A 23,519-nucleotide genomic window follows, 5' to 3' on the forward strand; every position below is an offset into this window, starting at 1 on the left:
AGGTTGGAATCCACACAAATTCAGTCGTTGCAGCGAAATGTTACTGTACCTGCAATAGGCTCTGATAGATGTAGTCCACCATAATCAAAAACTTTATAAACTTTGTTTTTGGGGTTAAGGAATTTGAGTTTTGTATCTGTTAGCATTTTTTGCCATTTCTATCGTCTTTGATTTGACGGTATTTTCGGATTTTTGGGTGATATGAGCAATACTGTACTGTCGAAGACTCCGACAAAAAATAAACTACTATGAAACAATATGAAATGGTATGAAATAGAAAAGCCCTTAAATTATAGGGCTTTGAGCTATTTTTGAAATGATATGTAAAGCGATGAAAAGCGGGGTTTTTATTCCCATTCAATCGTTGCGGGTGGTTTTCCACTTACATCATAGACGACGCGGGAAATACCATTTACTTCATTGATGATACGATTGGAGATTTTACCTAATAACTCATATGGTAAATGTGCCCAATGGGCGGTCATAAAGTCGATGGTTTCAACCGCACGGAGAGAAACAACCCAATCGTATTTGCGACCATCCCCCATTACCCCTACGGACTTAACCGGGAGGAACACGGTGAAGGCTTGGCTGACTTTGTAATACCAATCTGCTTTATGTAATTCTTCGATAAAGATCGCATCAGCACGGCGGAGGAGATCGCAGTATTCCTTTTTCACCTCACCTAATACACGCACCCCTAACCCTGGTCCCGGGAATGGATGGCGGTTAAGCATTTCAGCGGGTAAACCAAGCGCTAAACCGATTTTACGCACTTCATCTTTAAACAATTCACGCAATGGCTCGACCAAGCCAAGTTTCATATAATCCGGCAATCCACCCACATTATGGTGTGATTTGATTACATGTGCCTTACCTGTTTTGCTGGCAGCAGATTCAATCACATCAGGATAGATAGTACCTTGTGCGAGCCATTTTACATTTGGTAATTTTTTCGATTCGTCATCGAACACATCCACAAAGACTTTACCGATAATTTTGCGCTTCGCTTCCGGTTCATCCACACCGGCTAATTCACTAAGGAAACGATCTTCAGCATTCACTCGGGTGATATTTAAACCAAATTTATTGCCGAACATTTCCATTACTTGATCGCCTTCGTTTAAACGTAACAAGCCGTTATCCACAAATACACAGTGTAAATTTTTGCCAATGGCACGGTGTAATAATAAAGCAACAACCGATGAATCCACGCCACCGGATAACCCTAGAATCACTTCATCATCACCCACTTGTGCTTTAATGCGGGCTACTGCATCTTCGATGATATTTTCTGCTGTCCATTTGGTTTCACAACCACAGATGTTCACGACAAAGTTTTTCAACAATTCCAAACCGCTTTTCGTGTGGGTGACTTCCGGGTGGAATTGAACACCATAGAAGTGACGATTTTCATCAGACATGGCAGCAATAGGGCAAGTTGGTGTTGTGCCTGTCACAGAAAAGTGATTGGGTAAACGGGTTACTTTATCGCCGTGGCTCATCCAAACATCTAATTTGTTATCGCCATCGTTGAGGTTCGCAAAAAGTGCGGTCGAATTTTCCAATGAAACGGAGGCATAACCGAATTCACGGTGATCGGAAGTTTCCGTTAAACCGCCTAATTGCATTGCCATAGTTTGCATACCGTAGCAAATACCCAACACTGGGACACCGGAATTAAAAACATATTCCGGCGCACGAGGACTGTTTTCTTCCGTGGTGCTTTCAGGACCGCCAGAAAGAATAATCCCGGTTGGATTAAACTCACGGATTTGTTCTTCCGTGACATCCCATGCCCAAAGCTCACAATAAACCCCAATTTCACGCACACGGCGGGCAATGAGTTGGGTATATTGTGAACCGAAGTCGAGGATGAGAATTTTGTGGTGGTGAATGTTTGTCATTTTTTACCTTAATAAGATGAATGATGTAATTTTTGAATAATGGTTAAAATTTCGTTCATATCCTTACCGCAATAATCGGCTTGGGATTGGTCAATATGCATTCGCTTTTCTTCGTAGGCAATCACAGGAATACCCGCAGATTTTGCCGCTTGAATGCCGAAAAATGAATCCTCAATCGCCACCGCATTTTGGGCTTGAACGCCCAATTTTTCGAGGGTGTAACGATAAATAGTCGGGTCAGGTTTGCTCCGTTCAAATTGCTCGCCACTGACGATAAAATCAAAGTGTTGAATAATACCACATTTTGTCAAAATATTTTGGATATGTTCAAGGCGGGAAGAGGAGGCAACCGCCAATTTGATATGGTTTTGTTTAGCAAAATTAATGATACGTTGAATATCCGTACGAAAAATGGAAGGGTAATCCACGGTCGCAAAGAGTTGATTGAAAAAATCGAAATAACGTTGTTTGATTTCTTCCAAAGGCAAGGAGGAACCACTTAATTTTTTCACGATTTCAGGAATTTCCGACAGCCCTTTTCCCACCACTTCAGAACGCTCAAGGGGCGTTAAAGTATGGTCGTGTTCTTTGATAGATTCGATAAATTGTGCTTGCAAATCGTATTCTAAAAATTCCGTATCGACAATCACACCGTCCATATCGAAGATAATTGCTTGGAGCATATCAAATCCGTTAATTTTGGGGTTTAATAGAAAATGTTTGGTCATCGTCATGAGAAATAATCTCGTATCCTTCTAGATCATTACAGAAGTCAAAAAAACGTTTATAGCCATGAGATTTATATTGAAACCCAATTCTATTTAATGATTCAGCAAATGTTGATAATAGAGCAGTCCCATTTTTTTCAACTTTCTCAAATGCTTTTTTTATTTCGTCATAATTAATATTAGATTCTATATCATCATTTTTTTCACTGTCTTGTTGTTTCAACGAGATTGTTGTTTTATCTGGATGTAGATAAAGTTCATAGCCATCCAAGTTTTTGCAAAATGTTCTAAAGGTTGTATAGCCGTAAGAGCGATGATCGAATTCGGAATCAATTTTTCTTAGCGCCTCAGAGAACTTAGATAGCAGAGCCATACCATTATCTGTATCTTCAACCATTTCAAAAGCACTTTTTATCAATGAGTAATCAATAAATTTTGTATTTTTTTGATCATCCAAGGATTTTGCGGTTTTAATGAGATTTTCCTCTCTAATAAACTGAGTACAAGCCTTTTTGAATGCTTCTGGGGTATGGCTTTTACCTACTCCAATAATATCTAAACCTTCTTCACGGATTCTATGTGCAAGTCTCGTATAATCGCTATCACTTGATACAATGCAAAATGCATCGACAGTCTTAAAATGAAGGAGATCCATTGCATCAATAATTAATGCAGTATCGCTAGAGCTTTTTCCTTTAGTATAGGCAAATTTTTGAATAGGGCTAATGGCATATATATTTAATTGTTCTTTCCATCTTTTGTTCCGTTCTTCCGTCCAATCAGCATAAATTCGTTTTACTGTGATCGTGCCAGATTTTCCAACTTCAGCTAAGATTTGTTCGATTGCTGAGCTGTTGGCATTTTCCGCATCAATGAGTAGTGCAATTTTATTTTTTTGCATATATTTCCTTTTTTGTATGCATTCATAACATAAAAAGAGTGGCTAACTTTTTAACCTCTCTTCTATCAACCGCTACCCCATCCGATAATTCGGCGCTTCTTTGGTAATCGTCACATCGTGAACATGGCTTTCTTTAATGCCCGCCCCGCTGATACGCACAAATTCTGCTTTGGTGCGCAGTTCATCAATAGTGGCACAGCCGGTTAAGCCCATACAAGAACGTAAACCGCCCATTTGTTGATGGATGATTTCTTTTAAGTAGCCTTTGTATGGAATTCGCCCTTCAATGCCTTCCGGTACGAGTTTATCTGCGGCGTTGTCTGATTGGAAATAGCGGTCGCTTGAACCTTTCGCCATCGCACCTAATGAACCCATACCACGATAGGATTTAAAGGCACGACCTTGGTAAAGTTCGATTTCGCCCGGTGCTTCTTCTGTACCGGCAAACATTGATCCCACCATCACACAGCTCGCACCGGCAGCGAGGGCTTTGGCAATATCACCGGAGAAACGGATACCGCCGTCAGCAATAACCGGAATGCCACGATCTTTTAAGGCTTCTGCCGCATCAGCAATCGCTGTGATTTGTGGCACGCCCACACCGGTGACGATTCGAGTGGTACAAATTGAACCCGGTCCAATTCCCACTTTTACCGCACTAGCCCCGGCATCAGCCAAGGCAATTGCTCCTTCAGCAGTCGCAATATTACCGGCGATGATAGGGAGATCAGGGTATTTGGCACGGGTTTCACGCACACGTTGTAACACCCCTTCGGAATGACCGTGTGAAGAGTCGATTAACAACACATCCACCCCCGCTTTGACTAAGGCATCAATACGCTCTTCATTACCCGGTCCTGCACCTACCGCCGCCCCTACACGCAAACGCCCAAATTCATCTTTACAGGCATTCGGCTTGCTTTCGGCTTTTTGGTAGTCTTTTAGGGTAATCATCCCTTTTAATTTGAAATCGTCATTAACCACCAATACTTTTTCCACACGATTTTCGTGCATTAAACGGAAAATTTCATCACGGGTTGCGCCTTCTTTCACGGTGACGAGGCGATCTTTTGGCGTCATAAAATCCGCGACCGTTTTGCTTAAATCGGAAATAAAACGGGTATCACGACCTGTAATGATACCGACTAAATTTTTCTCTGCATCAACCACCGGATAACCCGCAAAACCGTTTTTCTTGGTGAGTTCAGCCAGCTCCGCAAGGGAAAGGGTTGGTGAAACAGTGACCGGTTCGGAAACGATACCGCTCTCGAATTTTTTCACTTTACGTACACGATCCGCTTGGCGTTCAATAGACATATTTTTGTGAATAAAACCAATGCCACCTTCTTGTGCAAGAGAAATCGCCAATTTGGTTTCGGTAACCGTATCCATCGCCGCAGAGAGCATAGGGATATTCAGACGAATGGTTTTGGTAAGTTGGGTTGAAAGATTTGCAGTATTTGGAAGCACGGTAGAATGTGCCGGGACAAGAAGAACATCATCGAAAGTGAGGGCTTCTTTTTTAATTCTAAGCATAGCAATATTTCCGTCGTTAAAAATGAATGTTAAAAAATATTGCGGCGGGATTATACAGATTTTGCACCACTTTGAAAATGAAATTTTTAGGTTTTATGCTATGATCAGCAAAGGTTTTCGTGATGGGGAAAGTATGAATTTGGCATTGTTAATCTGTTTGTCTGATGGTATGCCTAAAGTGCGGTCAGAATTGGCAGCATTTTCACAAAATATCGCTTTTGATGTACAGCAATTGCGAGAATTGGGGCTAAATATTGAAGAAAATACCGCATATTATCAACTCATACCGCAATTGCCTTTACTCAATCCTCACCAAATATCAACCGCACTTTCACCTTATCGAGTGCATTATTACCCAATCATCACTTCCACAAATGAGTGGATTTTGCAGAATATTGAGCATCTTCAAAAAGGCGATCTTTGCCTTGCGGAATATCAAACCGCTGGGCGAGGGCGGCGGGGGCGTCAGTGGTTGTCACCTTTTGCCGGACAAATGATATTGAGCTTTTATTGGACGTTTGATCCAAGAAAATCTATTGAAGGACTGAGTTTGGTGGTAGGATTGGCGATTGCGGAAACCTTTGGCGTGCAGGTGAAATGGCCGAATGATATTTTATTTAATGGGCGAAAGCTGGGCGGGATTTTAGTTGAGATGGCGAATGTAAAAAACGGTCGGTTAAACCTCGTGATAGGCGTGGGAATTAATGTGTCCTTACCAGAAAAAACAGGCATTAATCAGCCCTATGCGCAATTGTGTGAAATCGCTCCCAATGCAGATCGTCAAATTTTACTCCCCAAATTAATCCAACATCTTTATACACGTTTGGAACGTTTTGAAAACAGCGGAATTGATGAAGAATTTCAACGGATGTGGCAAAAATACAATGCCTTTTCACATCAAGTAGTGAATGTGATCACCGAGCAGGGGAGCGTCTCGGGTATTGAGCAAGGCATTGATGAGAGAGGTTATTTGCAAGTGCAATGTGGAAATGAGTTACGTACTTTTAACGGGGGAGAGGTTTCTCTTCGTAAAAAATAAGTGCGGTCAAAATCTCCCCTGTTTTTAACCGCACTTCATACTAGATCACTTTTTGCACCAATGCAGAAATATCACGCTCGAACTGCTCTTTTTCTGCCATTTCAGCGATTTGACTGTGGGTGTAACGCTTGGCGTTATACACCGCCACAATACTGGTATCACCCATTTGCAAGAAGTTGTGCTCGCCAAAATCAGTGTAACGAGTTGCACCAATGCTAATGATGGCTTGTTTGGGATAATTTGTAGCTTCAAGCAAAGCGGCAATATTATTCATCGGGCCTTCATCTGGCTGATTATTCATCCGCTCGATAATCCAATCCAATAATTTTTGATGAAAATAGCTATACCCCACCGCAGGGCTATCAATGCCGTACTCATTCATCACGCCATGGCGTTTGTGGAAACAGGCGATATGGAAATCGTCTAAAACCCCTCCGTTGTTGAAGTGATCTAATGGCAACCAATTTGCCGAAATGCCTTTAGATTTTTCCCCCCAATTCTTTTTCTCACAAATTTTGCGAGCATTTGGGCGGCGAATGGAACAGTCGTTATAGGCAGCGAAATGGGTTGGTAAAAGAGCGGTCACTTTTCCGTGAGAATAGTGAATATCACAAATTAACGCAATTTCAGGTTCAATTTGTAAATTATCGGCATCATTCGGAAAACGAATTTCAGAATGGGAAAGGGGGTAGGTGGACAGAAATTGATATTCGCCCAAATTCTCACTCGGAACATAAAAGGGAAAAATGGCTTTGGGCTGCTCTGCCTCTGCAGTTTTCACCTGCAAAAAATCCGCCGCCTCACCCGCTTGTTCCAAATGCCCCGCAAAATTGCCCGCTACGCCTAGGCCGATAAAGATGTTGTTCATTGTGTTTTCCTCTTATTTAAAATTATCTGAAAACTGATCTGCCCTCAAAAAGTTAGACTCATTTAATTCAAGGAATGAGTTCTGCATTCCACAGGGCTAGTCCTTTTAGTTTAACTTGAATCCGTTCATGATTATAGTAATGAATATATTCACAATCGCTTTTTCAAGTTGCTCAAACGTTTCAAATCGCTTGCCGTAATAACATTCCGTTTTTAATCGGCAAAAAAGCTCTCCATCGCACTATTATCAAGGCAATTTCCCTTTCTCGAAATCCCATTTTCCTTCAACAAACGTTGCTCCCCCTGCATTTGATATTGCCACCCTTGGTCTGAATGAAGAATGGGGGGGACCGTCCAATTTTAAAATCGCCTGCTACATCATTCCGGTAATCAGCCCAAAATTTGGGCTTGGTGCCAAGTCATAAGCGATAATTTCGCCATTAAACAGGTCTTTAATTGGTGATAAATAAAGTTTGCCTTCAGCGCATTTAAACTCACTGACATCTGTTCCCCATCTCTCATTAGGTGCTGGAGCAACAAAATTACGCTGTGATTGATGCTCATCGTTTTTCTTAATGCTAATGTCATTCGAGGATAGCCATAGCAAGCATTATTTTTTATGATAAATCCTTTCTATTTCTTGCAGAATAAAGGTTTTTTTCTCTGCTTGAGGTTTTAAAAACACTTCGTGCCAACCCAATTCAACGGAGTAACAACTCAAGTGGAAAGTGAATGCGCAAGTCTTATACAATTTCTGCCTTTCTTCATTTTTTGTTGGTTGAGTTCCCGCCACTTTTTTAAGATGGCATTCTCCGCTTCAAGCTCTAAAATTCGGTAACGCAAACGTTCTTCTGTTTTGGGCGGTGGAGGCATTTCCTATAGAATAATGCCTATTTTTAACGGCTTGTATGACGGTTAATTCAAATTCAGGAGAATAGATTTGTTTGTGGTTTAGTATCGTTAAGCCATTGATTCCACAGTGATTAAATAGGGTGATCCAAAATCTTAACATACGCTCTTTGAGATGAAATTGTTTGCGTGTCAGTGATCGATTTTTATTGTGTTGGAGATAAAATTCGAGCACTTGCTGTTTGAAAAGTGGGTTATATTTAGTCATAAAAAATCTGCACCTTAGTGAGTTGGACGATTAGTCCAACTTTTGGGGAGCAGATCAGGGAAAACGCGCATTTTTGCTTTAGAACTTGTAAGTTAAACTTGCGTTCATTTTACGTTCTTGTCCGTAGTAGCAATAGTAGTCACAAGAGGCGATATAACGGCGATTACCAACGTTATCGATATTCACTTGGGCAATCCAGTTTGGCGTAATTGCATAACGGGCTATGAGATCAACAACCGTGTAAGACGGAACTTGAGTATGCGAGTAAAGCGAGCCTTTTGAGGTGACGCTATGGTCGTTATAACGTAAACCGGCTCCTAATGTTAAGCCGTTAAGTGCTCCCTCGTTAAAGGTGTAGTCCGTTCTTAATGCAAAGACATTCGTTGGAATAGATGGTCTACGAACTTTTTCGCCGGTGGCTTTATCTTTGGTTTCGGATTTCGTATAGGTATAAGCAAGAGTAAGATTCCAGTTTGGCGTGATATTTACATCAGCTTGTAGCTCAAACCCTTTGCGATATACGTTGTCATCTTGGGTTGTTGTGCCAACACCGTTCATTTTTAATGCGCCATTATCTTTCGCACGGAAACCGGCAATGGTAATCACACCGTCCAACCAAGTTGGTAGATATTTCACACCTAATTCATATTGTCGGGTGATTTGCGGATCATAAAGACGCTCATTACCGGAAAGACCGACCGGAATGTTAAAAGATTCGCTATAACTAAAATAAGGGTTAATTCCATACGGCGCTTCATACATTAAAGAACCAGAGTATGAAGTATGGTTGTTTTTCACCGTTTGGGATGAAGTGTATTCATTTTGTTTTGCTTTATCGTGACGAATGCCAAAACCTAAAACATATTTTTCAGCAATACGAGCTTGATTTTGCAAATATAAACCTAATTGGCGAGTTTTAATGTGAGTTGGTGTACCAATCGGAGTAGCGGATTGTCCCCAATTTTGATGATAATTGGCTAAATTAGCGGAGTAGGCTAAAGCGTATTGGCTATATAAAGCATCTACTTTTGCGTGGCGATAATCCATACCAATACTTAGGGTGTTTTTTAACCATGTATTTTCATATTCCCAGTTAAGGTGATTATCCAGTGTATGGGTGATCATTTTTCCGTTGTTGTAGACAGTATTACCACTGACCATATAGTTATTAGCGCTTGGTGCAACAGGGGCATATGTTGTCGTGTATGCAGAAGGAAAAATATATCCGCCACGGTGGTTGTTTTGAATGTGTGAATAGCTATAACTTGAATAACCTTTTAGACCATTAGCAAAATCATGATTGAATTCATAACCAATACGATATTGACGATTCGTTTCTTTGTCATTTAATGGATCGCCAAAGTTGACATTACGGCTGTAATAGCTACCGTTAGGTAACGAGCGGAGCGTTCCTTCCTGTGGATAAAAGTTTGAACTTGGAATGCCGTGATCTCGTTGATAACTGGCTAAAATGGTTAAATGTGTTCTATCAGAAATGTCCCATTCTAAGGTTGGTGCGATATAGAAGGTTTCATTTTTGGTTTTATCCCAATCACCATCGCGTGTGCCGTAGCTTAATACACTACGAAGACGCACGGAATCATCGGCATTTAACCCGGCAGTATAATCTACTCCAATACCATATTGATTTTTATTACCGGCCGTTAATTTTACTTCTCCTTTACCCACTTGTTCTTTGTGTGGGCGTTTGGTGACGTAGTTAATTAAACCACCCGCTTGTGCTGCACCAAAGGTCATCGAATCAGCGCCTTTTGTGATTTCAATCGCTTCTAAACCAAAGGTCTCTACTTGCGGTGTAAAGAAGCCGTAAGAAAATGTTGGTAAACCATTAATAGCTTGTGTTACTTCCGCACCACGAACTCGGAACCAGTTAGTATTAGTATCGGAACCGTAGATTTGATTGGTAAATCCGGCTTGATAACGGCCTATTTCATCCGCTTTCAGTACATCTTGTTTATCCAAATCTTCACGAGTGATTGCCACGGCAGATTTAGCTTGATAAACAGGCACTTCCCCCATACGAAACATTGAGCCGCCGGTGACGGTAATTTCATCCAACTCTTCCACTTTTTGTTCATTCGCATAAGCGGAATTCATCGCTAAAATAACGGCACTGGTTAGTGCGCTATATACAAAGGTTTTCTTCATTTTTTCGTCCTATTTTTGATCTATGAAAGTTGAGGTTAATAAATAAGGTTAGACTTTTCGCATCATCAGTAAAAAATAACTGCCGCCCACTAAAGTAGCGACCAAACCAGCAGGGATTTCGTAAGGGAACAGGATTTGTCGCCCAATCCAATCGGCGATGAGCATAATCGTGCTGCCAAGTAATGCGGAAATCAGTAATTGTTGCCGAGCTTTATAGACCCCTAAAAAATGGGTGAGATGAGGCACGAGCAAGCCAATAAAACTTAATGGCCCAACCATTAAGGTGGCAAGTGCGGTTAAAATCGCACTAAAAATAATTAAAATCCAACGTGTTTGTAAAATATTCAATCCGAGGGCTTGTGCCATAGGGGATTGTAAGCGGAGTAAATCTAACCAGCGGCTAAATAGCAAGCTCACCACCAATAAAATCAATGCCAATAGGGTAAAAGGAATGGCAAGGGTGGGAGCGAGGCTTTGGGTTGAGCCTGATGTCCAGCTGATGAGTTGGTTTGCCCGGGGATCGCCACTGGCAATGACAATGCGTTGGAGCGTATCAAACAGGGCGGAGAGGCTGATCCCGGTGAGTAAGACTTTTTCCGGTAACATTCCGCTACGTTGGTTGATGCTGGCAAGGATGAACAAGGCAAGGAGTGCGCCACTTATGCCGGCAAGCCAAAACCAAAGCGTATCTTGTGCGGAGAAGACAAAAAGCAACACCAAAATTCCCATGCCGGCACCGGAGGAAACGCCTAATAATTCGGGGCTTGCCATCGGGTTTAAGGTTAAACGTTGTAATAATACACCGGCGACAGAAAGCAGAATACCGGCACAAATAGCAATCAACATACGGGGATAACGTAGGGCGAGAATGTCTAACTGAAAGGTGTGTTCAGGAATGAGCATCTGCCAACTATTTTGCGCATTTTTTCCCAAGCCAAGACCTAAAATCACACTCACTACAAAAAAAGCGATAATCAGCCAAGTAAAGTGCGGTCGATATTGACGGATTTTTTGGAAATGTGTCGTTGTTAAACGCCCGCTATGAGGTAAGGTGCGAAACATCAACCAAAGGAGTAGCGGTGTGCCAAGCAACGCTGTGGCTGCGCCTGTCGGTAAACTTATCTGATAATAAACATTCACCAGTTGTAAAATTAAATCGGTGATTGCCAGTAATAATGCGCCAAGTACAATTGATGCGCTCAGTTGCCAAGTGAAGGTGCGAATACCCAACTGGCGAACCAAGGTTGCGGCGCTCAAGCCAATAAATCCAATCATTCCCACTGCACTGACTACCGAGGCAATTAAATAGGCACTGATGATAATGCCGATAAAACGAAGTTTGCCCACAGGGACACCCAAACTTTTGGCATTGCTGTCATTGAGAGAGAGAATACTAAGTGGACGGCGTAATAAAAAAATCAGAGAAAAACAGACCGCACTTTGTAATGCAAGCTGTTGGCTGTCATGCCAGCTTTCTTGCACAAGAGAACCCGCTCCCCATTGTGCCAACCCCCGGGCTTCCTCCGGGTAAAATAACATCATCATTGCGGTGCAAGCGCCAAAATAAAGATTAACCACAAGACCGGCAAGAATCAGTAATAAAGGCGATAGGGTTTTATGCATTGCCAGTACAAGGACGAATAATAGACTGAATATTGCCCCCACGAGTGCAATTAAACCGGTACTGTATTGCAAAAATTGAGGGGCAAAAATAGCTACGGTAAATAAGCTAAATTGTGCCCCACTGCTAATTCCAAGGGTACTATCGGAAGCCAGAGGATTCCCCATCACTTGTTGTAATAGTAGGCTGGCAAAAGCCAATGTGCCACCGGCAAGCAATGCAATCGCAATGCGAGGTAGGGTATAGCTTTGTACTAAGAGTAAATCCAGATTATCGGAGGGGTGGATTAGCCTTAAAATACTTGTATTTTCAGGCAGTTGTACGGTTAATAAGCCGATTGAAAGCGCACAGAATAATCCGCCTAAAAGGATAAAAAATAAGGAAGGGCGGTTTACCATTGTTCGCCTCCCTGTAATAAGCCATGGGCAAAAATACCGATAAAACGTTGGGCAGAGGGAATGGCACCGAATGTCCAAACGGCTGGTAAAATTAAAGGTTCTCTGGCAAGGGGTAAACGTTGCCATAATGTATTGTGTGTGAGTGCCGTGGCAATATTATTCGGATAAGGTTTTATCACTACAAAGCGCGTATTTTTAGGCAATTTTGCCAGTTCGGTGATGTCAATATTTTGAAATCCCCAAGTATTCACTTCCGGTAAGTAGGCGTTTTTAAAACCCAGTTGGCGGATAGCCTCACCGAGTAAGCTATTTTCACCATAAATGCGTAAATGACGAGTGTCGATAAATTGCACCAAAGCGATGGGGCGATCGGTAAATGCCTGTAATAAGGGGCGATAGTGGTGAATGGTTTGCTGATATGTTGCCAGTAATTGTTGTACTGCTTGCGGTTTGCCGATGATCTCACCAATTTTCCAAGTAGCAGCGACAACATTTTCCCAAGCCTTGCCTTCTTTGTAAAAATCAACGTTATAGACTTTTCCATAGGGGGCTAATTTTTCATTGAGCGTGGCATAGAATTGGCTGTGAATAAAGCTTAATGATTGTGGATTAACGGAATGAGAAAGGGCGGCAATACGCTCCATATTCGGTTGTAAACGAATGCCTAAATCAATCGTATTGTGAGGTAGTTTGGGTTCTCTCACCCAAGTTTGGTAGCTTTTCACATCACCTACGGCAAGAGGGGGATGTTCAAGCGCAATGAGGGTTTCGGCCACCGACCAATCTACCGTGGCATAGGCTACGGTGGCATTAATGGCTTGTTTTTCTGTGGCAAGGCTTTCAGCCCCAACGTTTTCAGCCCCAAAACTTTTAATTCCGAAGAAAAGTGCGGTCAAAAAAAGCAACGTTTTTTGCACCTTGGCAAAACTAAGGGTAGCGAAGCCATAAATCATCCTGTCAGCGATGGCGTCTAACATTTGTAGTGAGTTTTTAACAGAAGAGAACATATTAATAAAAACTCACGGGACGATAGGTGTTGGGGTGTTTTATGACATTGAGTTCAATGCCGTAAATTTGTTGTAATGAAGGCGTATTGACAATATCGTGCGCATTGCCTTGGGCGAGTAATTTTCCGCTATGCAATGCCACTAAATGATCGCAAAAACGGGCAGCAAGATTGATATCGTGAATGACAATTACCACGCCTAGGTTTAATTCACGGCTTAAGCGGTGAATCAGTTGCATCACTTCTACTTGATGAGCGATATCTAAGGCAGCTAAAGGTTCATCCAATAATAAAAAACGGCTCTCTTGTGCCATCAACATAGCAAGCCAAATTCTCGAGCGTTCTCCACCGGAAAGGGTATCCACCCATTGATCGGCAAATTTTTCTGTGTGAGTGAGTTGTAATGCTCTTGTGATCGCTTGTTTGTCTGCATCGGTTTCTCGCCCAAACAAGCCATTCCAAGCATAACGTCCCATGGCGATGAGTTCTTTTGCCGTCATATTGGTGGCTTGTGGCAAATGTTGCGGTAAATAAGCCACTTGCTTGGCAAAATCCCGACAATTCCATGTCTGAACAGAACGATTAGCCAACAAAATCTCACCTGAAGAGATTTTTTGTTGGCGTGCCATGAGTTTGATTAATGTTGATTTGCCCGAACCGTTATGCCCGATTAATCCATAAACCTTACCTCGATCAAAGGAAAGGGAAATGGGGTGGAGTAAGGTTCTGTTGGGAAGAGAATAGGAAACTTGTTGAAGTTGAAACACAAATTATCTCGAAGACATCAAAATTGGCGTTATTCTATTTGAAAATTATTCTTATTTCAACTTCAGGGTTTTGTTTATAACAATGGGCTAAATAAAAAGAATAAGCGCTCAATAATGCGGTGATAAAAGGGACGGGCAAGCCATTTTTCACTGTCTAGGCGATCTGAATTGGCAATGTAGCTTTCATGCAAAATGGAAACTTCATTGGCAAAGGCAAGATCTTCCACGGCAAGGGCGACTTCAAAATTTAAGAAGAAACTGCGTAAATCCATATTCATCGTGCCAACAAGAGCCAGTTTGTTATCAATCAGCACGCTTTTGGTGTGAAGTAAACCGGCTTTAAATTCATAAATTTTTACTCCTGCGGCAAGCAGATCGTCAAAAAAAGTACGGCTTGCCCAGCTCACCATTAAAGAATCATTTTTCTTCGGTAGAATAATGGAAACTTCCACCCCTCGTAGGGCTGCAATACGCAATGCTTCGGCAATACTATGGCTTGGCACAAAATAAGGGGAGGTGATAACAATGCTTTCTCTTGCCGCATAAATCGCCAACGCCAAACTTTGTGGCGCAAGATCATCGGGGAACGCAGGTCCGGTAGCGATCACTTGAACGGAGTGAGTGTCATAATCATCAATGGGAACAAGGGGACAATTGGGTAAAAATAAAGGTAATTCCATGCCGGTTTCGATTTCCCAATCCCAAGTGTGCAGGCAGTTTAACACGGCAGACACCGCCCCGTTCACCCGTACCATCACATCTACCCAATTTCCCACGTTGCTTTCTTGTTTGAAAAAAGCAGGATCGACCATATTCATACTGCCGGTGTAGGAAATTTGATTATCAATGACAATAATTTTACGGTGTTGGCGTAAATCGATCCGACTAAAAAACATCCGAAAGAGGTTCACATACAGCGTTTCTACAATGTCGATGCCTTGTTTTCGTAGATCCCGACAGGCTTTGCTTTTGAGAAAAGGACGGCTGCCTACGGAATCCAATAAAATTCGGATTTCCACGCCACGCTGTTTGGCATCCAATAGAGCTTGGCTCACTTTTTCCACCAGCCCTTTGTTCGACCAAATATAAAACACCATATTAATGGAGTACTGCGCCTGTTCAATATCCTTGATAATGTGCTGAATAATGCTTTCGGGGGTATCTAAAATATGCAATTCATTGCCTTTGATACAAGGAATACCAAGGCGTTGATAATTCAAATCAAAGAGCGGTCGATATTGCAGACTTTTTGGTATGCTAACCAATGCTGACTGTTGAGATAAGTGGGTGAGCCAGTCGTGATATTTCGGATGTAGTGTGCGAAACGCTTTGGCTCGCTTGGTTCCCAATTTCACCTCACCAAAAATAAAATAGGCAAGCACGCCGACAATAGGCACAAGATAAATGAGCATAAGCCAAGAAAGGGTGGCAGAGGAGGATTGTTTTTTCACCAAAAGACGAAGGGTTACCGAGATAATTGTCAGCCACGCCAACACAGGAATGATATAAACCAGTATAATATGTTCAAAATTCATAAAATTTTAACCGCACTTATGGAATTTGATCTTCTTTATCAACATCGTGATTTTATCATCATTTATAAACCTTGTGGCGTGAGCGTGCATAAAGATCAGGAAACTATTGGTTTAACCACACAGTTGGCGAATCAACTTGGTGTCGCACAAGTGTGGCTAGTGCATCGATTGGATAAAGTAACCTCTGGCTTATTAATTCTTGCCTTAAATGCAGAAAGTGCGGCGGAATTTTCACGACTTTTTGCTGAACATCGCATTCACAAAACCTACCTCGCCTTAAGCTTTCAAAAACCGAAAAAGAAACAAGGTTTGATTATCGGCGATATGAAAAAGGCGCGTAATGGTGCGTGGAAACTTTGCCAAAGTAAAGAAAATCCGGCGATAACCCGATTTGAAAGCCTCAGTTGCGAACCGAATTTACGCCTGTTTTTCCTTAAACCTCAAACCGGTAAAACCCACCAGTTGCGTGTGGCGATGAAAAGCCTAGGCAGCCCGATTTTAGGTGATGAACTCTATGGTAAAAACACACCTAAAATGGACCGCACTTATCTCCATGCTGCAAGGCTTGAATTTGAATTTCACGGGAAGAAATTTGATGTGGTGGTGATGCCAAAAGAGGGGGATTGGTGGCAAAAAGACAGTGTGAAGATGAAAATAAATGCCTCCCCCTTTTTTCGGAAAAGGGAAAATCCCTGTATAATACCGACAATTTTTGTAACTAGGAACTGAAATGAAATTTATCTCTTTTAATATTAATGGGTTGCGTGCTCGCCCTCATCAATTAGAGGCGGTGATTGAAAAATATCAACCGGATGTGATTGGTCTTCAGGAAATTAAAGTAGCGGATGAGGCTTTTCCTTATGAAATCACGGAAAATCTGGGCTATCACGTTTTTCACCATGGGCAAAAAGGCCATTATGGTGTGGCGTTATTAACCAAACAAGCACCAAAAGCCGTTCGCCGTGGTTTTCCGACAGATGCTGAGGATGCACAAAAACGCATTATTATGGCAGAGTTGGAAACGGATTTTGGTTTGCTGACGGTGATTAACGGCTATTTCCCACAAGGCGAGAGCCGTGCCCATGAAACCAAATTTCCGGCAAAAGAAAAATTCTATGCCGATTTACAGCGTTATTTAGAACAAGATCACGATAAAGCCAACCCCGTTTTAATTATGGGCGATATGAATATTAGCCCGAGCGATTTGGATATTGGCATTGGAGAGGAAAACCGCAAACGTTGGTTGCGTACCGGAAAATGTTCTTTCTTACCTGAAGAGCGTGAATGGTATCAGCGTTTATATGATTATGGTTTGGAAGACAGCTTCCGTAAATTGAACCCTACCGCAAATGATCAATTCTCGTGGTTTGATTACCGTTCAAAAGGCTTTGATGATAATCGTGGTTTACGTATTGACCATATTTTAGTAAACCATGCCTTAGCAGCGCGTTGTGTTGACGCCGGCATTGCTTTGGATATTCGGGCAATGGAAAAACCTTCTGATCACGCACCGATTTGGGCGGAATTTAAATAGGACAAAAAAATGGATATGGCAAATTGGCAGAATTACCGTTCTATGGTGAATGATATGCCTGCTGTGTTTACCGCAAATATTGAAAACATCGATCAATTTCATGGTAAGAATTGCAATAAAATTGTGCAATTTACCATTAATTATGACAGTGATGAGAGCGGGCTTCCCTCAGAAGGGGAGTATGACAAGCTCATTAATCGAATCTTCAAAATTTTGGCACAATTGACCGCACTTCCGAATGTTTTTTTTGCCGGGCATTTTATCTGTAACGGACAGGCGAAAATGCATTTTTATTGTGAGCATCCGGAAATCTTGCTTGAAACTTTATCGCAAATCGATTTTGTGGAGGATGTGACGGTTCAGGATGATCCGAATTGGGATATTTACTTTGATTTTCTGCTTGCTTCGCCCCTTGAGATCAAAATGAATGCCACGGAAGAATTACTGGGGTTATTGCAAAGTAAAGGTCGAGATCTGAGTGATACTTATTTGGTGGAGCATAGTTTTCATTTTGACGAAGAACAAAAGATGTTTCCTTTTATGGATGAATTGAGTTTAGGGGATTATTCCTTCGTTACATTACAATATTCCGCTCAAGCCATTCAATTTAACGAGGATGATGAGCCCTACTATCTGGTAAAACTGGAGCAAGAGCTTTCTCTTGATAATGGCGAAATTTTTGAACAAGTGGAAAAGTTTGAAAAACTGGCTCAACAATTTATGGGCGATTATATCGGTTGGGAATGTGATAGTTTGATGGAGGATAATCGGCAGTTGAATTAATGAAACCTAGGGCAACAAGTTACCCTAGGCTAGACATAATTTTAGCCCCTTGGGGCTATTTTTTTATTCCACCCAAGTGACGATTTCATCCATTGCTTTGCGGGATTTTTTCGCAATATCACGGGCTCGATAACCAAAGGTTGCGGCAACGGAAACACCGTATTCGTTCGGGTCAAACAACCCTTCTTCAGCAAGGGTTTGGTTCATTAAATCATAATGAAAGCCTTCAATCGGGCAAGAATCAATTCCCATTGCCGCCGCACCGGTCAGCATATTCGCAAGAGCGATATAGGTTTGTTTGCTACACCAATCAAATAAAGTGCGGTCACTTTCCAACAATTTCATATCGTTCTCTTGCAGGGTTTTGTATTTGGCTAAGGCTTGTTGCTGCTGTTCTTCATTAAGCCCTTTTCTTGCCATCACATCCACAAAAAATGGGCTGTCGTAGCGGGCATTTTTCTTCGCAAGCAGAATCACCACGTGACTACAATTATCCAGCTGATTCATCATTCCCCAGCTAAAGGGCTTGATTTTGTCCCGTAAGGCTTGATTTTGAATGACTAGGATTTTCCAAGGTTCTGAACCGACAGAACTCGGTGAAAGACGGGCGCGTTCTAAAATGGTGTGAAAATCTTCATCACTGATTTTTTTAGTCGGATCGTAATAACGGGTTGAGCTGCGTTGATTGAATAATTCAACAATTTCTTGAGCGGTCAGTTTTACCATAATTTTTCCTCTCGATTAAAGTCAAAAATCGGCGTTATTTTACGTTTTTCTCATTTAATCTACAAATATGCAGCAATCACTGCCTGCCCCAAACTGAGCCCGCCATCCCCCATAGGATATTGATGAGCACTTAGCAATGTGAATTCGGTTAAATTTTCTTTCAATAATCGGCGTAACAATTGGTTATGTATAACACCACCGGATAGCACGATAGTTCGGCAGTTATGGTGTTGTGCGTGTTGACGGGCAAGATCTGAAAAGCCTTTTGCAAGGGCGTAATGAAAGGCGAAGGCTTTTTCTGCCGGAGTGCCCTCATAGGCAAGCCAAGTTTGCCAAAAGACAGCGAGATCCAGTTGATTTTCTTTAACTGGCATTTTAACTGAAAAATTGACCGCACCTCTTTCGCCCTTGGCAAAGGAAGATTGCTCAGCTAACGCCTCTAAATGACAAGCAGCTTCGCCTTCCCAAGATAATTTTTCACCGGCTATGCCTAAACCGTAAGCTACGGCATCAAATAATCGACCGGTGGAAGAAACCGGGGGAGAATTGAGCCGGCGGGAAATAGCATGGGCAAGCGGTTCCCAAGGTAAATTTTGACAAGTTTTTGTGGCAATATTGCGCCAATTGGGGACGAATTGCTGCAAATGAGCGAGCCAATTGCGCCAAGGTTGTGTCGCGGCAATATCTCCGCCCGGCAGAGCAACCGGTGGCAAGCCGCCGAGATGTTGGCAATTTTTGCCTTCCACTAATAAACATTCGCCCCCCCAGAACTGCCCGTTTTCCCCCATCCCAATGCCGTCTAAAGCAATACCGATCACTTTTTCATAGCAATGGTGTTCCGCCAGTACTGCTACAATATGTGCGTGATGATGGAGAATTTTGACATAAGGTACATTCCCTTGTTTTGCTAAATTTTTCCCTATTTTGGAGGAAAAATAGCCTTGATGCGCATCCACAGCAATGCGTTCAGGTTTAAATTGATAAATTTGTGAAAACAAAGAAAGGTTTGTTTCTAATTGTTGTTGAACCCATTCATTAGTAGTATCGCCAATGTGTTGGGTGACGATAGCCTGATTTTGTTTGAGTAAGCAGAAGGTATTTTTGAGATCGGCACCTAAGGCTAAAATATTACGTTGGTTGGTGATTGTTAGCGGTGTTTCATCCGGCACATAACCACGTGCACGGCGCAACGTTTCCAGCCCGTCAAATGCCACGCGAACTAAAGAATCATCGGCACGTTGTAGAATATCCCGGTTATGGCAGAGATAGGCATCCGCTAAATCGGCTAACTTTTCGACCGCACTTTCGTTATCCAATACAGGAGGATAGCCGCTTGAGTTTGCAGAGGTCATCACTAATGGGGTATTCACTTCACGTAAAAGTAAATGTTGCAAGGGATTACTGGGTAACATCACGCCAATCTCATTTAATTTGGGCGCAATATTGGGGGCTAAACTGGGAACTTTATGTTTAGCTAATAATACGATAGGGGCTGTGGTTGATGTGAGCAGTTGAATTTCGAGTCCATTGAGATCATTCAAAGAATCAAGGTTGGGAATCATCACGGCAAGGGGTTTTGTTGGGCGATGTTTACGTTCTCGTAATAATTTCACAGCAGCTTCATTACGTGCATCGCAAGCTAAATGAAACCCTCCAATGCCTTTAATGGCAATAATTTTGCCATCTTGCAGTAAAAGTGCGGTCTGTTTTAACGCCATTTCGTGAATCGCTAACTGATGGTGGCGATCTTGTAGCCAAATATGTGGTCCACAAACAGCACAGGCGTTTGGTTGGGCGTGAAAACGGCGATTTGAGGGATCTTTATATTCTTGTTCGCACTCGGGGCAAAGTGGAAAATCCGCCATAGCGGTATTTTGCCGATCATAAGGTATTTTTTTGATAATCGTGAAACGTGGACCGCAGTGGGTACAATTAATAAAAGGGTAGTGATAGCGGCGATTTTGTGGGTTAAACAGTTCTTCAACACAATCCGGGCAAGTTGCCGCATCGGGTATAATTTGGGTGTCCATTTTATTATTTTCACTTTCTCGAATGAGAAATTCTGAAAAGTGCGGTAAGTTTTCCCCGTGTTTTTTTTGCTGTTGAATATCTGTAATTAAAGCAAGCGGGGGCAATTTTGTTTGTAAATCGGATAAAAATTGCTGTAATGCTTTGTCGTCAGGTTCAACAAAACGAATTAATACGCCTTTTCCATCATTGTTTACATCGCCTTTCAGCCCATATTTATTCGCAAGTAACCATACAAAAGGACGAAACCCCACACCTTGTACTTTCCCTTTTATTCTTAGCTCAATAGCGTTCATAATTTTCTCAATTGGGATTGGTGAAGCTATGATAGCGAAAAATGACAAAGAAAAGCGTGATTTCAGTCAAAAATTTTTGATGAGAAGAGAAGGTGAAAGAGTATAGGGCGGTGAAAACTCAAATTTAAATAATATTCCCAAAAATGCTGATAGCCTATTTTATTATGTTGATAAGAGACATTGAGAAAATAGAAAAGGTTGGCATAACACCAACCTTTTTTGAATAACACCTTGATATACAAGGATAAATACTCGTGAGTACGATGATAAGTTGTCGTATCAGCGTTTTGAATATTGTGGACGACGACGAGCTTTGTGTAAACCCACTTTTTTACGTTCAACGCGACGAGCATCACGAGTCACAAAGCCGGCTGCACGAAGTGCAGGACGTAGGGTTTCATCGTATTCAATTAATGCACGAGTGATACCGTGACGGATTGCACCCGCTTGACCAGAAATACCGCCACCTTTTACAGTGATGTATAGGTCTAATTTATCAGTTAATTCAACCAATTCTAAAGGTTGACGTACGATCATACGTGAGGTTTCACGACCGAAGTAAACGTCTAATTCACGTTGGTTGATAGTGATTTTACCACTGCCCGGTTTGATAAATACACGAGCCGAAGAGCTTTTGCGGCGACCTGTGCCGTAGTTTTGATTCTCTGCCATATCCTAAACCTCGTGATTAAATATCTAAAACTTGTGGTTGTTGTGCTGCGTGTTGGTGTTCAGAACCTGCATACACTTTTAATTTGCGGAACATTGCGCGGCCTAATGGACCTTTTGGCAACATACCTTTAACCGCGATTTCAATCACTGCTTCAGGACGGCGTGCGATCATTTCTTTGAACGTCGCTTGCTTGATACCGCCAACATAGCCGGTGTGCCAATAGTAAAGTTTATCGGTTTCTTTACGACCGGTTACCGCTACTTTGTCTGCATTGATCACGATGATGTAATCACCTGTATCAACGTGTGGCGTATATTCAGCCTTGTGTTTACCACGAAGACGACGTGCTAATTCAGTCGCTAAACGACCTAAAGTTTTACCTGTCGCATCGACTACGTACCAGTCGCGTTTAACCGTTTCTGGTTTTGCTACAAAAGTTTTCATTAATTAATTACCAAAAATTAGTTTGATACCCAGTGCTCTCAATGAACACAACCAGTCATTAAAATCTTCACCCCTTCGAGTGCGACTTCAATAAAATAATGCACGATGGGAATTCGTGCATCAACAGGGTCGGCGTATTATACCTATTTTTCAGACAAATGCTAATTTTTTATACGCTGAATTTTGTTATTTATCAACCTAGTCCACAATTCTTAGATGAGACGTTGATTTCGGTAAAGGCTTTTTCTTAGCTGTTTTGGGTTTATCTACTGCTTCTGTAAAGCCATTAGGTTGATCGATATCAGGTGCTTTATTTAACTCATCATAAATGGTTTCCGGCTCAAACATCACACCGTCACCGTTTTCACGCGCATAAATGGCAAGTGCTGCTCCCATCGGAATATAGAGTTCACGTGATACACCTTTAAAACGAGCATTAAATTGAATGAACTCATTGGTAAGCTGTAAATTCCCCGTAGCATTAGCAGAAAGATTAAGCACAATTTGTCCGTCTTGCACGTATTCAATCGGAACATTGACCCCCCAATAAGTGGCATCTACCACTAAGTAAGGAGTAAACTCATTATCGACTAGCCAATCATAGTACGCCCGCAATAAATAAGGGCGTTTTGGTGAAGATTGATATGCCATTATTTATCATCCATCAAATTTTTAGGGGCAGCTTCTCCGACAGATTGTAAAAATGAATCTCGACTAAATACGCGATCCATATAACCTTTTAGGGCTTTACTGCCGGCTTCGGTAAATTCCACACCAAATTGTTTTAATTTCCACAACAATGGCGCGACATAACAATCAACCAGGCTGAATTCTTCGCTCATAAAATAAGGCATTTGTTGGAAAATAGATGATGCGGCCAATAATTCTTCTTTTAGCTGTCCCAGCGCTTCAGCACGTTCTGTTTCGTTGCCTTTTTCTGCTTTCATTAAGGTTGGATACCAGTCCTGTTCAATGCGTAACATTAAAAGACGGGTTTTACCACGTGCAATAGGATAAACCGGCATAAGGGGAGGATGAGGAAAACGCTCGTCAAGATATTCCATAATAATACGTGAATTGAATAGCACTAAATCACGATCGACTAGTGTTGGTAAGGTGCCATAGGGATTTAATTCCATTAAATCTTCTGATAATGCTTGCGGATCAACTTCTTCATTTTCATAAGCTACGCCTTTTTCTGCCAGCACAATTTTCACTTGATGACAGTAAATATCATCTTTATTTGAGAAAAGTGTCATCACAAAACGTTTACTTGATGCATTGGACATTGATTCCTCCGAAGATCCAAATTAAATAATAAGAGAGTTGGAAAAGTTCGCTATTCTATCATAAGCAGGAGTGAAAAAGCCAAGAAAAACTTATTTCTTATTTATATTCAGTAAGTTAGGGGGAGATATTGAGATTTGAAAGGGGATGATAAAAC

The 23,519-nt window shown here is 41.8% G+C and carries 20 protein-coding genes and 1 pseudogene; 4 read left to right on the forward strand and 17 right to left on the reverse strand.

The window, feature by feature from the left end; genetic code table 11:
- Window positions 1–347: 347 nt before the first annotated feature.
- From guaA to guaB, 4 genes are all read right to left on the reverse strand, one after another.
- On the reverse strand, window positions 348–1,907 hold the full coding sequence (guaA, locus tag BKK50_RS06075; RefSeq protein ID WP_077416324.1) for a glutamine-hydrolyzing GMP synthase: 1,560 nt from the start codon (window positions 1,905–1,907) through the stop codon (window positions 348–350).
- Between the two features lie 8 nt (window positions 1,908–1,915).
- Window positions 1,916–2,590: an HAD family hydrolase gene (locus BKK50_RS06080; RefSeq protein WP_077416368.1), complete on the reverse strand. Its 675-nt coding sequence runs from the start codon at window positions 2,588–2,590 to the stop codon at window positions 1,916–1,918.
- Between the two features lie 10 nt (window positions 2,591–2,600).
- Window positions 2,601–3,536 (reverse strand): NYN domain-containing protein, encoded by a 936-nt coding sequence (locus tag BKK50_RS06085; protein ID WP_077416326.1) that lies wholly within the window; start codon window positions 3,534–3,536, stop codon window positions 2,601–2,603.
- A gap of 72 nt (window positions 3,537–3,608) precedes the next feature.
- The gene (guaB, locus tag BKK50_RS06090; RefSeq protein ID WP_077416328.1) at window positions 3,609–5,072 is read right to left on the reverse strand and encodes an IMP dehydrogenase; all 1,464 of its coding nucleotides are present in this window, start codon (window positions 5,070–5,072) and stop codon (window positions 3,609–3,611) included.
- Window positions 5,073–5,205: 133 nt separating this feature from the next.
- Between guaB and birA the strand changes: the two genes are divergently transcribed.
- The gene (gene birA, locus BKK50_RS06095; RefSeq protein ID WP_077416370.1) at window positions 5,206–6,111 is read left to right on the forward strand and encodes a bifunctional biotin--[acetyl-CoA-carboxylase] ligase/biotin operon repressor BirA; all 906 of its coding nucleotides are present in this window, start codon (window positions 5,206–5,208) and stop codon (window positions 6,109–6,111) included.
- A 40-nt stretch (window positions 6,112–6,151) separates the two neighbouring features.
- Here birA and BKK50_RS06100 read toward each other — a convergent pair whose 3' ends face one another.
- The 7 genes and pseudogenes from BKK50_RS06100 to cls all read right to left on the reverse strand — a co-directional run bounded on the left by BKK50_RS06100 (window position 6,152) and on the right by cls (window position 15,591).
- Complete coding sequence (locus BKK50_RS06100; RefSeq protein WP_077416330.1) at window positions 6,152–6,979, reverse strand: DUF5718 family protein; 828 nt, start codon at window positions 6,977–6,979, stop codon at window positions 6,152–6,154.
- 62 nt (window positions 6,980–7,041) lie between these two features.
- A pseudogene (locus BKK50_RS06105) lies at window positions 7,042–8,095 on the reverse strand (IS3 family transposase).
- A gap of 78 nt (window positions 8,096–8,173) precedes the next feature.
- Window positions 8,174–10,264 carry a TonB-dependent siderophore receptor gene (locus tag BKK50_RS06110; protein ID WP_077416332.1) on the reverse strand — a complete coding sequence of 697 codons (2,091 nt, stop codon included), beginning with the start codon at window positions 10,262–10,264 and terminating at the stop codon, window positions 8,174–8,176.
- A gap of 48 nt (window positions 10,265–10,312) precedes the next feature.
- Entirely contained in the window at window positions 10,313–12,283 is a 1,971-nt protein-coding gene (gene fhuB, locus BKK50_RS06115) for a Fe(3+)-hydroxamate ABC transporter permease FhuB (protein WP_077416334.1), read from the reverse strand.
- On the reverse strand, window positions 12,277–13,098 hold the full coding sequence (locus BKK50_RS06120) for an iron-siderophore ABC transporter substrate-binding protein (RefSeq protein WP_425272389.1): 822 nt from the start codon (window positions 13,096–13,098) through the stop codon (window positions 12,277–12,279). Before BKK50_RS06120 ends, fhuB begins: the two co-directional genes overlap by 7 nt.
- 193 nt (window positions 13,099–13,291) lie before the next feature.
- The gene (locus BKK50_RS06125) at window positions 13,292–14,056 is read right to left on the reverse strand and encodes an ABC transporter ATP-binding protein (protein ID WP_077416338.1); all 765 of its coding nucleotides are present in this window, start codon (window positions 14,054–14,056) and stop codon (window positions 13,292–13,294) included.
- Between the two features lie 74 nt (window positions 14,057–14,130).
- Entirely contained in the window at window positions 14,131–15,591 is a 1,461-nt protein-coding gene (gene cls, locus BKK50_RS06130; protein WP_077416340.1) for a cardiolipin synthase, read from the reverse strand.
- Between the two features lie 18 nt (window positions 15,592–15,609).
- Between cls and BKK50_RS06135 the strand changes: the two genes are divergently transcribed.
- Genes BKK50_RS06135 through BKK50_RS06145 form a run of 3 tightly spaced genes read left to right on the forward strand, consistent with a single transcriptional unit; the run spans window position 15,610 to window position 17,908 of the window.
- Window positions 15,610–16,320: a TIGR01621 family pseudouridine synthase gene (locus tag BKK50_RS06135; protein WP_077416372.1), complete on the forward strand. Its 711-nt coding sequence runs from the start codon at window positions 15,610–15,612 to the stop codon at window positions 16,318–16,320.
- Between the two features lies 1 nt (window position 16,321).
- Window positions 16,322–17,125, forward strand: a complete 804-nt coding sequence (xthA, locus tag BKK50_RS06140; RefSeq protein ID WP_077416342.1) for an exodeoxyribonuclease III — start codon at window positions 16,322–16,324, stop codon at window positions 17,123–17,125.
- 9 nt (window positions 17,126–17,134) lie between these two features.
- Complete coding sequence (locus tag BKK50_RS06145; protein WP_077416344.1) at window positions 17,135–17,908, forward strand: TIGR01619 family protein; 774 nt, start codon at window positions 17,135–17,137, stop codon at window positions 17,906–17,908.
- Between the two features lie 63 nt (window positions 17,909–17,971).
- On the opposite strand, the gene BKK50_RS06150 is transcribed toward BKK50_RS06145, so the two are convergent.
- From BKK50_RS06150 to sspA, 6 genes are all read right to left on the reverse strand, one after another.
- Window positions 17,972–18,634 carry an NAD(P)H-dependent oxidoreductase gene (locus BKK50_RS06150; RefSeq protein WP_077416346.1) on the reverse strand — a complete coding sequence of 221 codons (663 nt, stop codon included), beginning with the start codon at window positions 18,632–18,634 and terminating at the stop codon, window positions 17,972–17,974.
- Window positions 18,635–18,693: 59 nt separating this feature from the next.
- The gene (gene hypF / locus BKK50_RS06155; protein ID WP_077416348.1) at window positions 18,694–20,958 is read right to left on the reverse strand and encodes a carbamoyltransferase HypF; all 2,265 of its coding nucleotides are present in this window, start codon (window positions 20,956–20,958) and stop codon (window positions 18,694–18,696) included.
- A gap of 279 nt (window positions 20,959–21,237) precedes the next feature.
- Window positions 21,238–21,630, reverse strand: coding sequence for a 30S ribosomal protein S9 (gene rpsI / locus BKK50_RS06160; protein ID WP_017806615.1), 393 nt, complete (start codon window positions 21,628–21,630; stop codon window positions 21,238–21,240).
- 16 nt (window positions 21,631–21,646) lie between these two features.
- Window positions 21,647–22,075 carry a 50S ribosomal protein L13 gene (rplM, locus tag BKK50_RS06165; RefSeq protein WP_077416350.1) on the reverse strand — a complete coding sequence of 143 codons (429 nt, stop codon included), beginning with the start codon at window positions 22,073–22,075 and terminating at the stop codon, window positions 21,647–21,649.
- Window positions 22,076–22,273: 198 nt separating this feature from the next.
- Window positions 22,274–22,726 (reverse strand): ClpXP protease specificity-enhancing factor, encoded by a 453-nt coding sequence (locus tag BKK50_RS06170; RefSeq protein WP_077416352.1) that lies wholly within the window; start codon window positions 22,724–22,726, stop codon window positions 22,274–22,276.
- Entirely contained in the window at window positions 22,726–23,364 is a 639-nt protein-coding gene (gene sspA, locus BKK50_RS06175) for a stringent starvation protein SspA (RefSeq protein WP_077416354.1), read from the reverse strand. The genes BKK50_RS06170 and sspA overlap by 1 nt, the downstream gene beginning before the upstream one ends.
- Window positions 23,365–23,519: the final 155 nt, after the last annotated feature.

The organism is Rodentibacter rarus, assembly GCF_001998965.1.
In the GTDB taxonomy this organism is placed as follows: domain Bacteria; phylum Pseudomonadota; class Gammaproteobacteria; order Enterobacterales; family Pasteurellaceae; genus Rodentibacter; species Rodentibacter rarus.

Bases quoted from the DNA above. Each gene is read 5' to 3' on its own strand.
- rpsI (WP_017806615.1), bottom strand. From the start codon at position 21,630: ATGGCAGAGAATCAAAACTACGGCACAGGTCGCCGCAAAAGCTCTTCG.
- BKK50_RS06110 (WP_077416332.1), bottom strand. From the start codon at position 10,264: ATGAAGAAAACCTTTGTATATAGCGCACTAACCAGTGCCGTTATTTTA.
- BKK50_RS06170 (WP_077416352.1), bottom strand. From the start codon at position 22,726: ATGGCATATCAATCTTCACCAAAACGCCCTTATTTATTGCGGGCGTAC.
- rplM (WP_077416350.1), bottom strand. From the start codon at position 22,075: ATGAAAACTTTTGTAGCAAAACCAGAAACGGTTAAACGCGACTGGTAC.
- guaA (WP_077416324.1), bottom strand. From the start codon at position 1,907: ATGACAAACATTCACCACCACAAAATTCTCATCCTCGACTTCGGTTCA.
- xthA (WP_077416342.1), top strand. From the start codon at position 16,322: ATGAAATTTATCTCTTTTAATATTAATGGGTTGCGTGCTCGCCCTCAT.
- hypF (WP_077416348.1), bottom strand. From the start codon at position 20,958: ATGAACGCTATTGAGCTAAGAATAAAAGGGAAAGTACAAGGTGTGGGG.
- sspA (WP_077416354.1), bottom strand. From the start codon at position 23,364: ATGTCCAATGCATCAAGTAAACGTTTTGTGATGACACTTTTCTCAAAT.
- guaB (WP_077416328.1), bottom strand. From the start codon at position 5,072: ATGCTTAGAATTAAAAAAGAAGCCCTCACTTTCGATGATGTTCTTCTT.
- BKK50_RS06150 (WP_077416346.1), bottom strand. From the start codon at position 18,634: ATGGTAAAACTGACCGCTCAAGAAATTGTTGAATTATTCAATCAACGC.
- BKK50_RS06135 (WP_077416372.1), top strand. From the start codon at position 15,610: ATGGAATTTGATCTTCTTTATCAACATCGTGATTTTATCATCATTTAT.
- cls (WP_077416340.1), bottom strand. From the start codon at position 15,591: ATGAATTTTGAACATATTATACTGGTTTATATCATTCCTGTGTTGGCG.
- BKK50_RS06080 (WP_077416368.1), bottom strand. From the start codon at position 2,590: ATGCTCCAAGCAATTATCTTCGATATGGACGGTGTGATTGTCGATACG.
- birA (WP_077416370.1), top strand. From the start codon at position 5,206: ATGAATTTGGCATTGTTAATCTGTTTGTCTGATGGTATGCCTAAAGTG.
- BKK50_RS06145 (WP_077416344.1), top strand. From the start codon at position 17,135: ATGGATATGGCAAATTGGCAGAATTACCGTTCTATGGTGAATGATATG.
- BKK50_RS06100 (WP_077416330.1), bottom strand. From the start codon at position 6,979: ATGAACAACATCTTTATCGGCCTAGGCGTAGCGGGCAATTTTGCGGGG.
- fhuB (WP_077416334.1), bottom strand. From the start codon at position 12,283: ATGGTAAACCGCCCTTCCTTATTTTTTATCCTTTTAGGCGGATTATTC.
- BKK50_RS06085 (WP_077416326.1), bottom strand. From the start codon at position 3,536: ATGCAAAAAAATAAAATTGCACTACTCATTGATGCGGAAAATGCCAAC.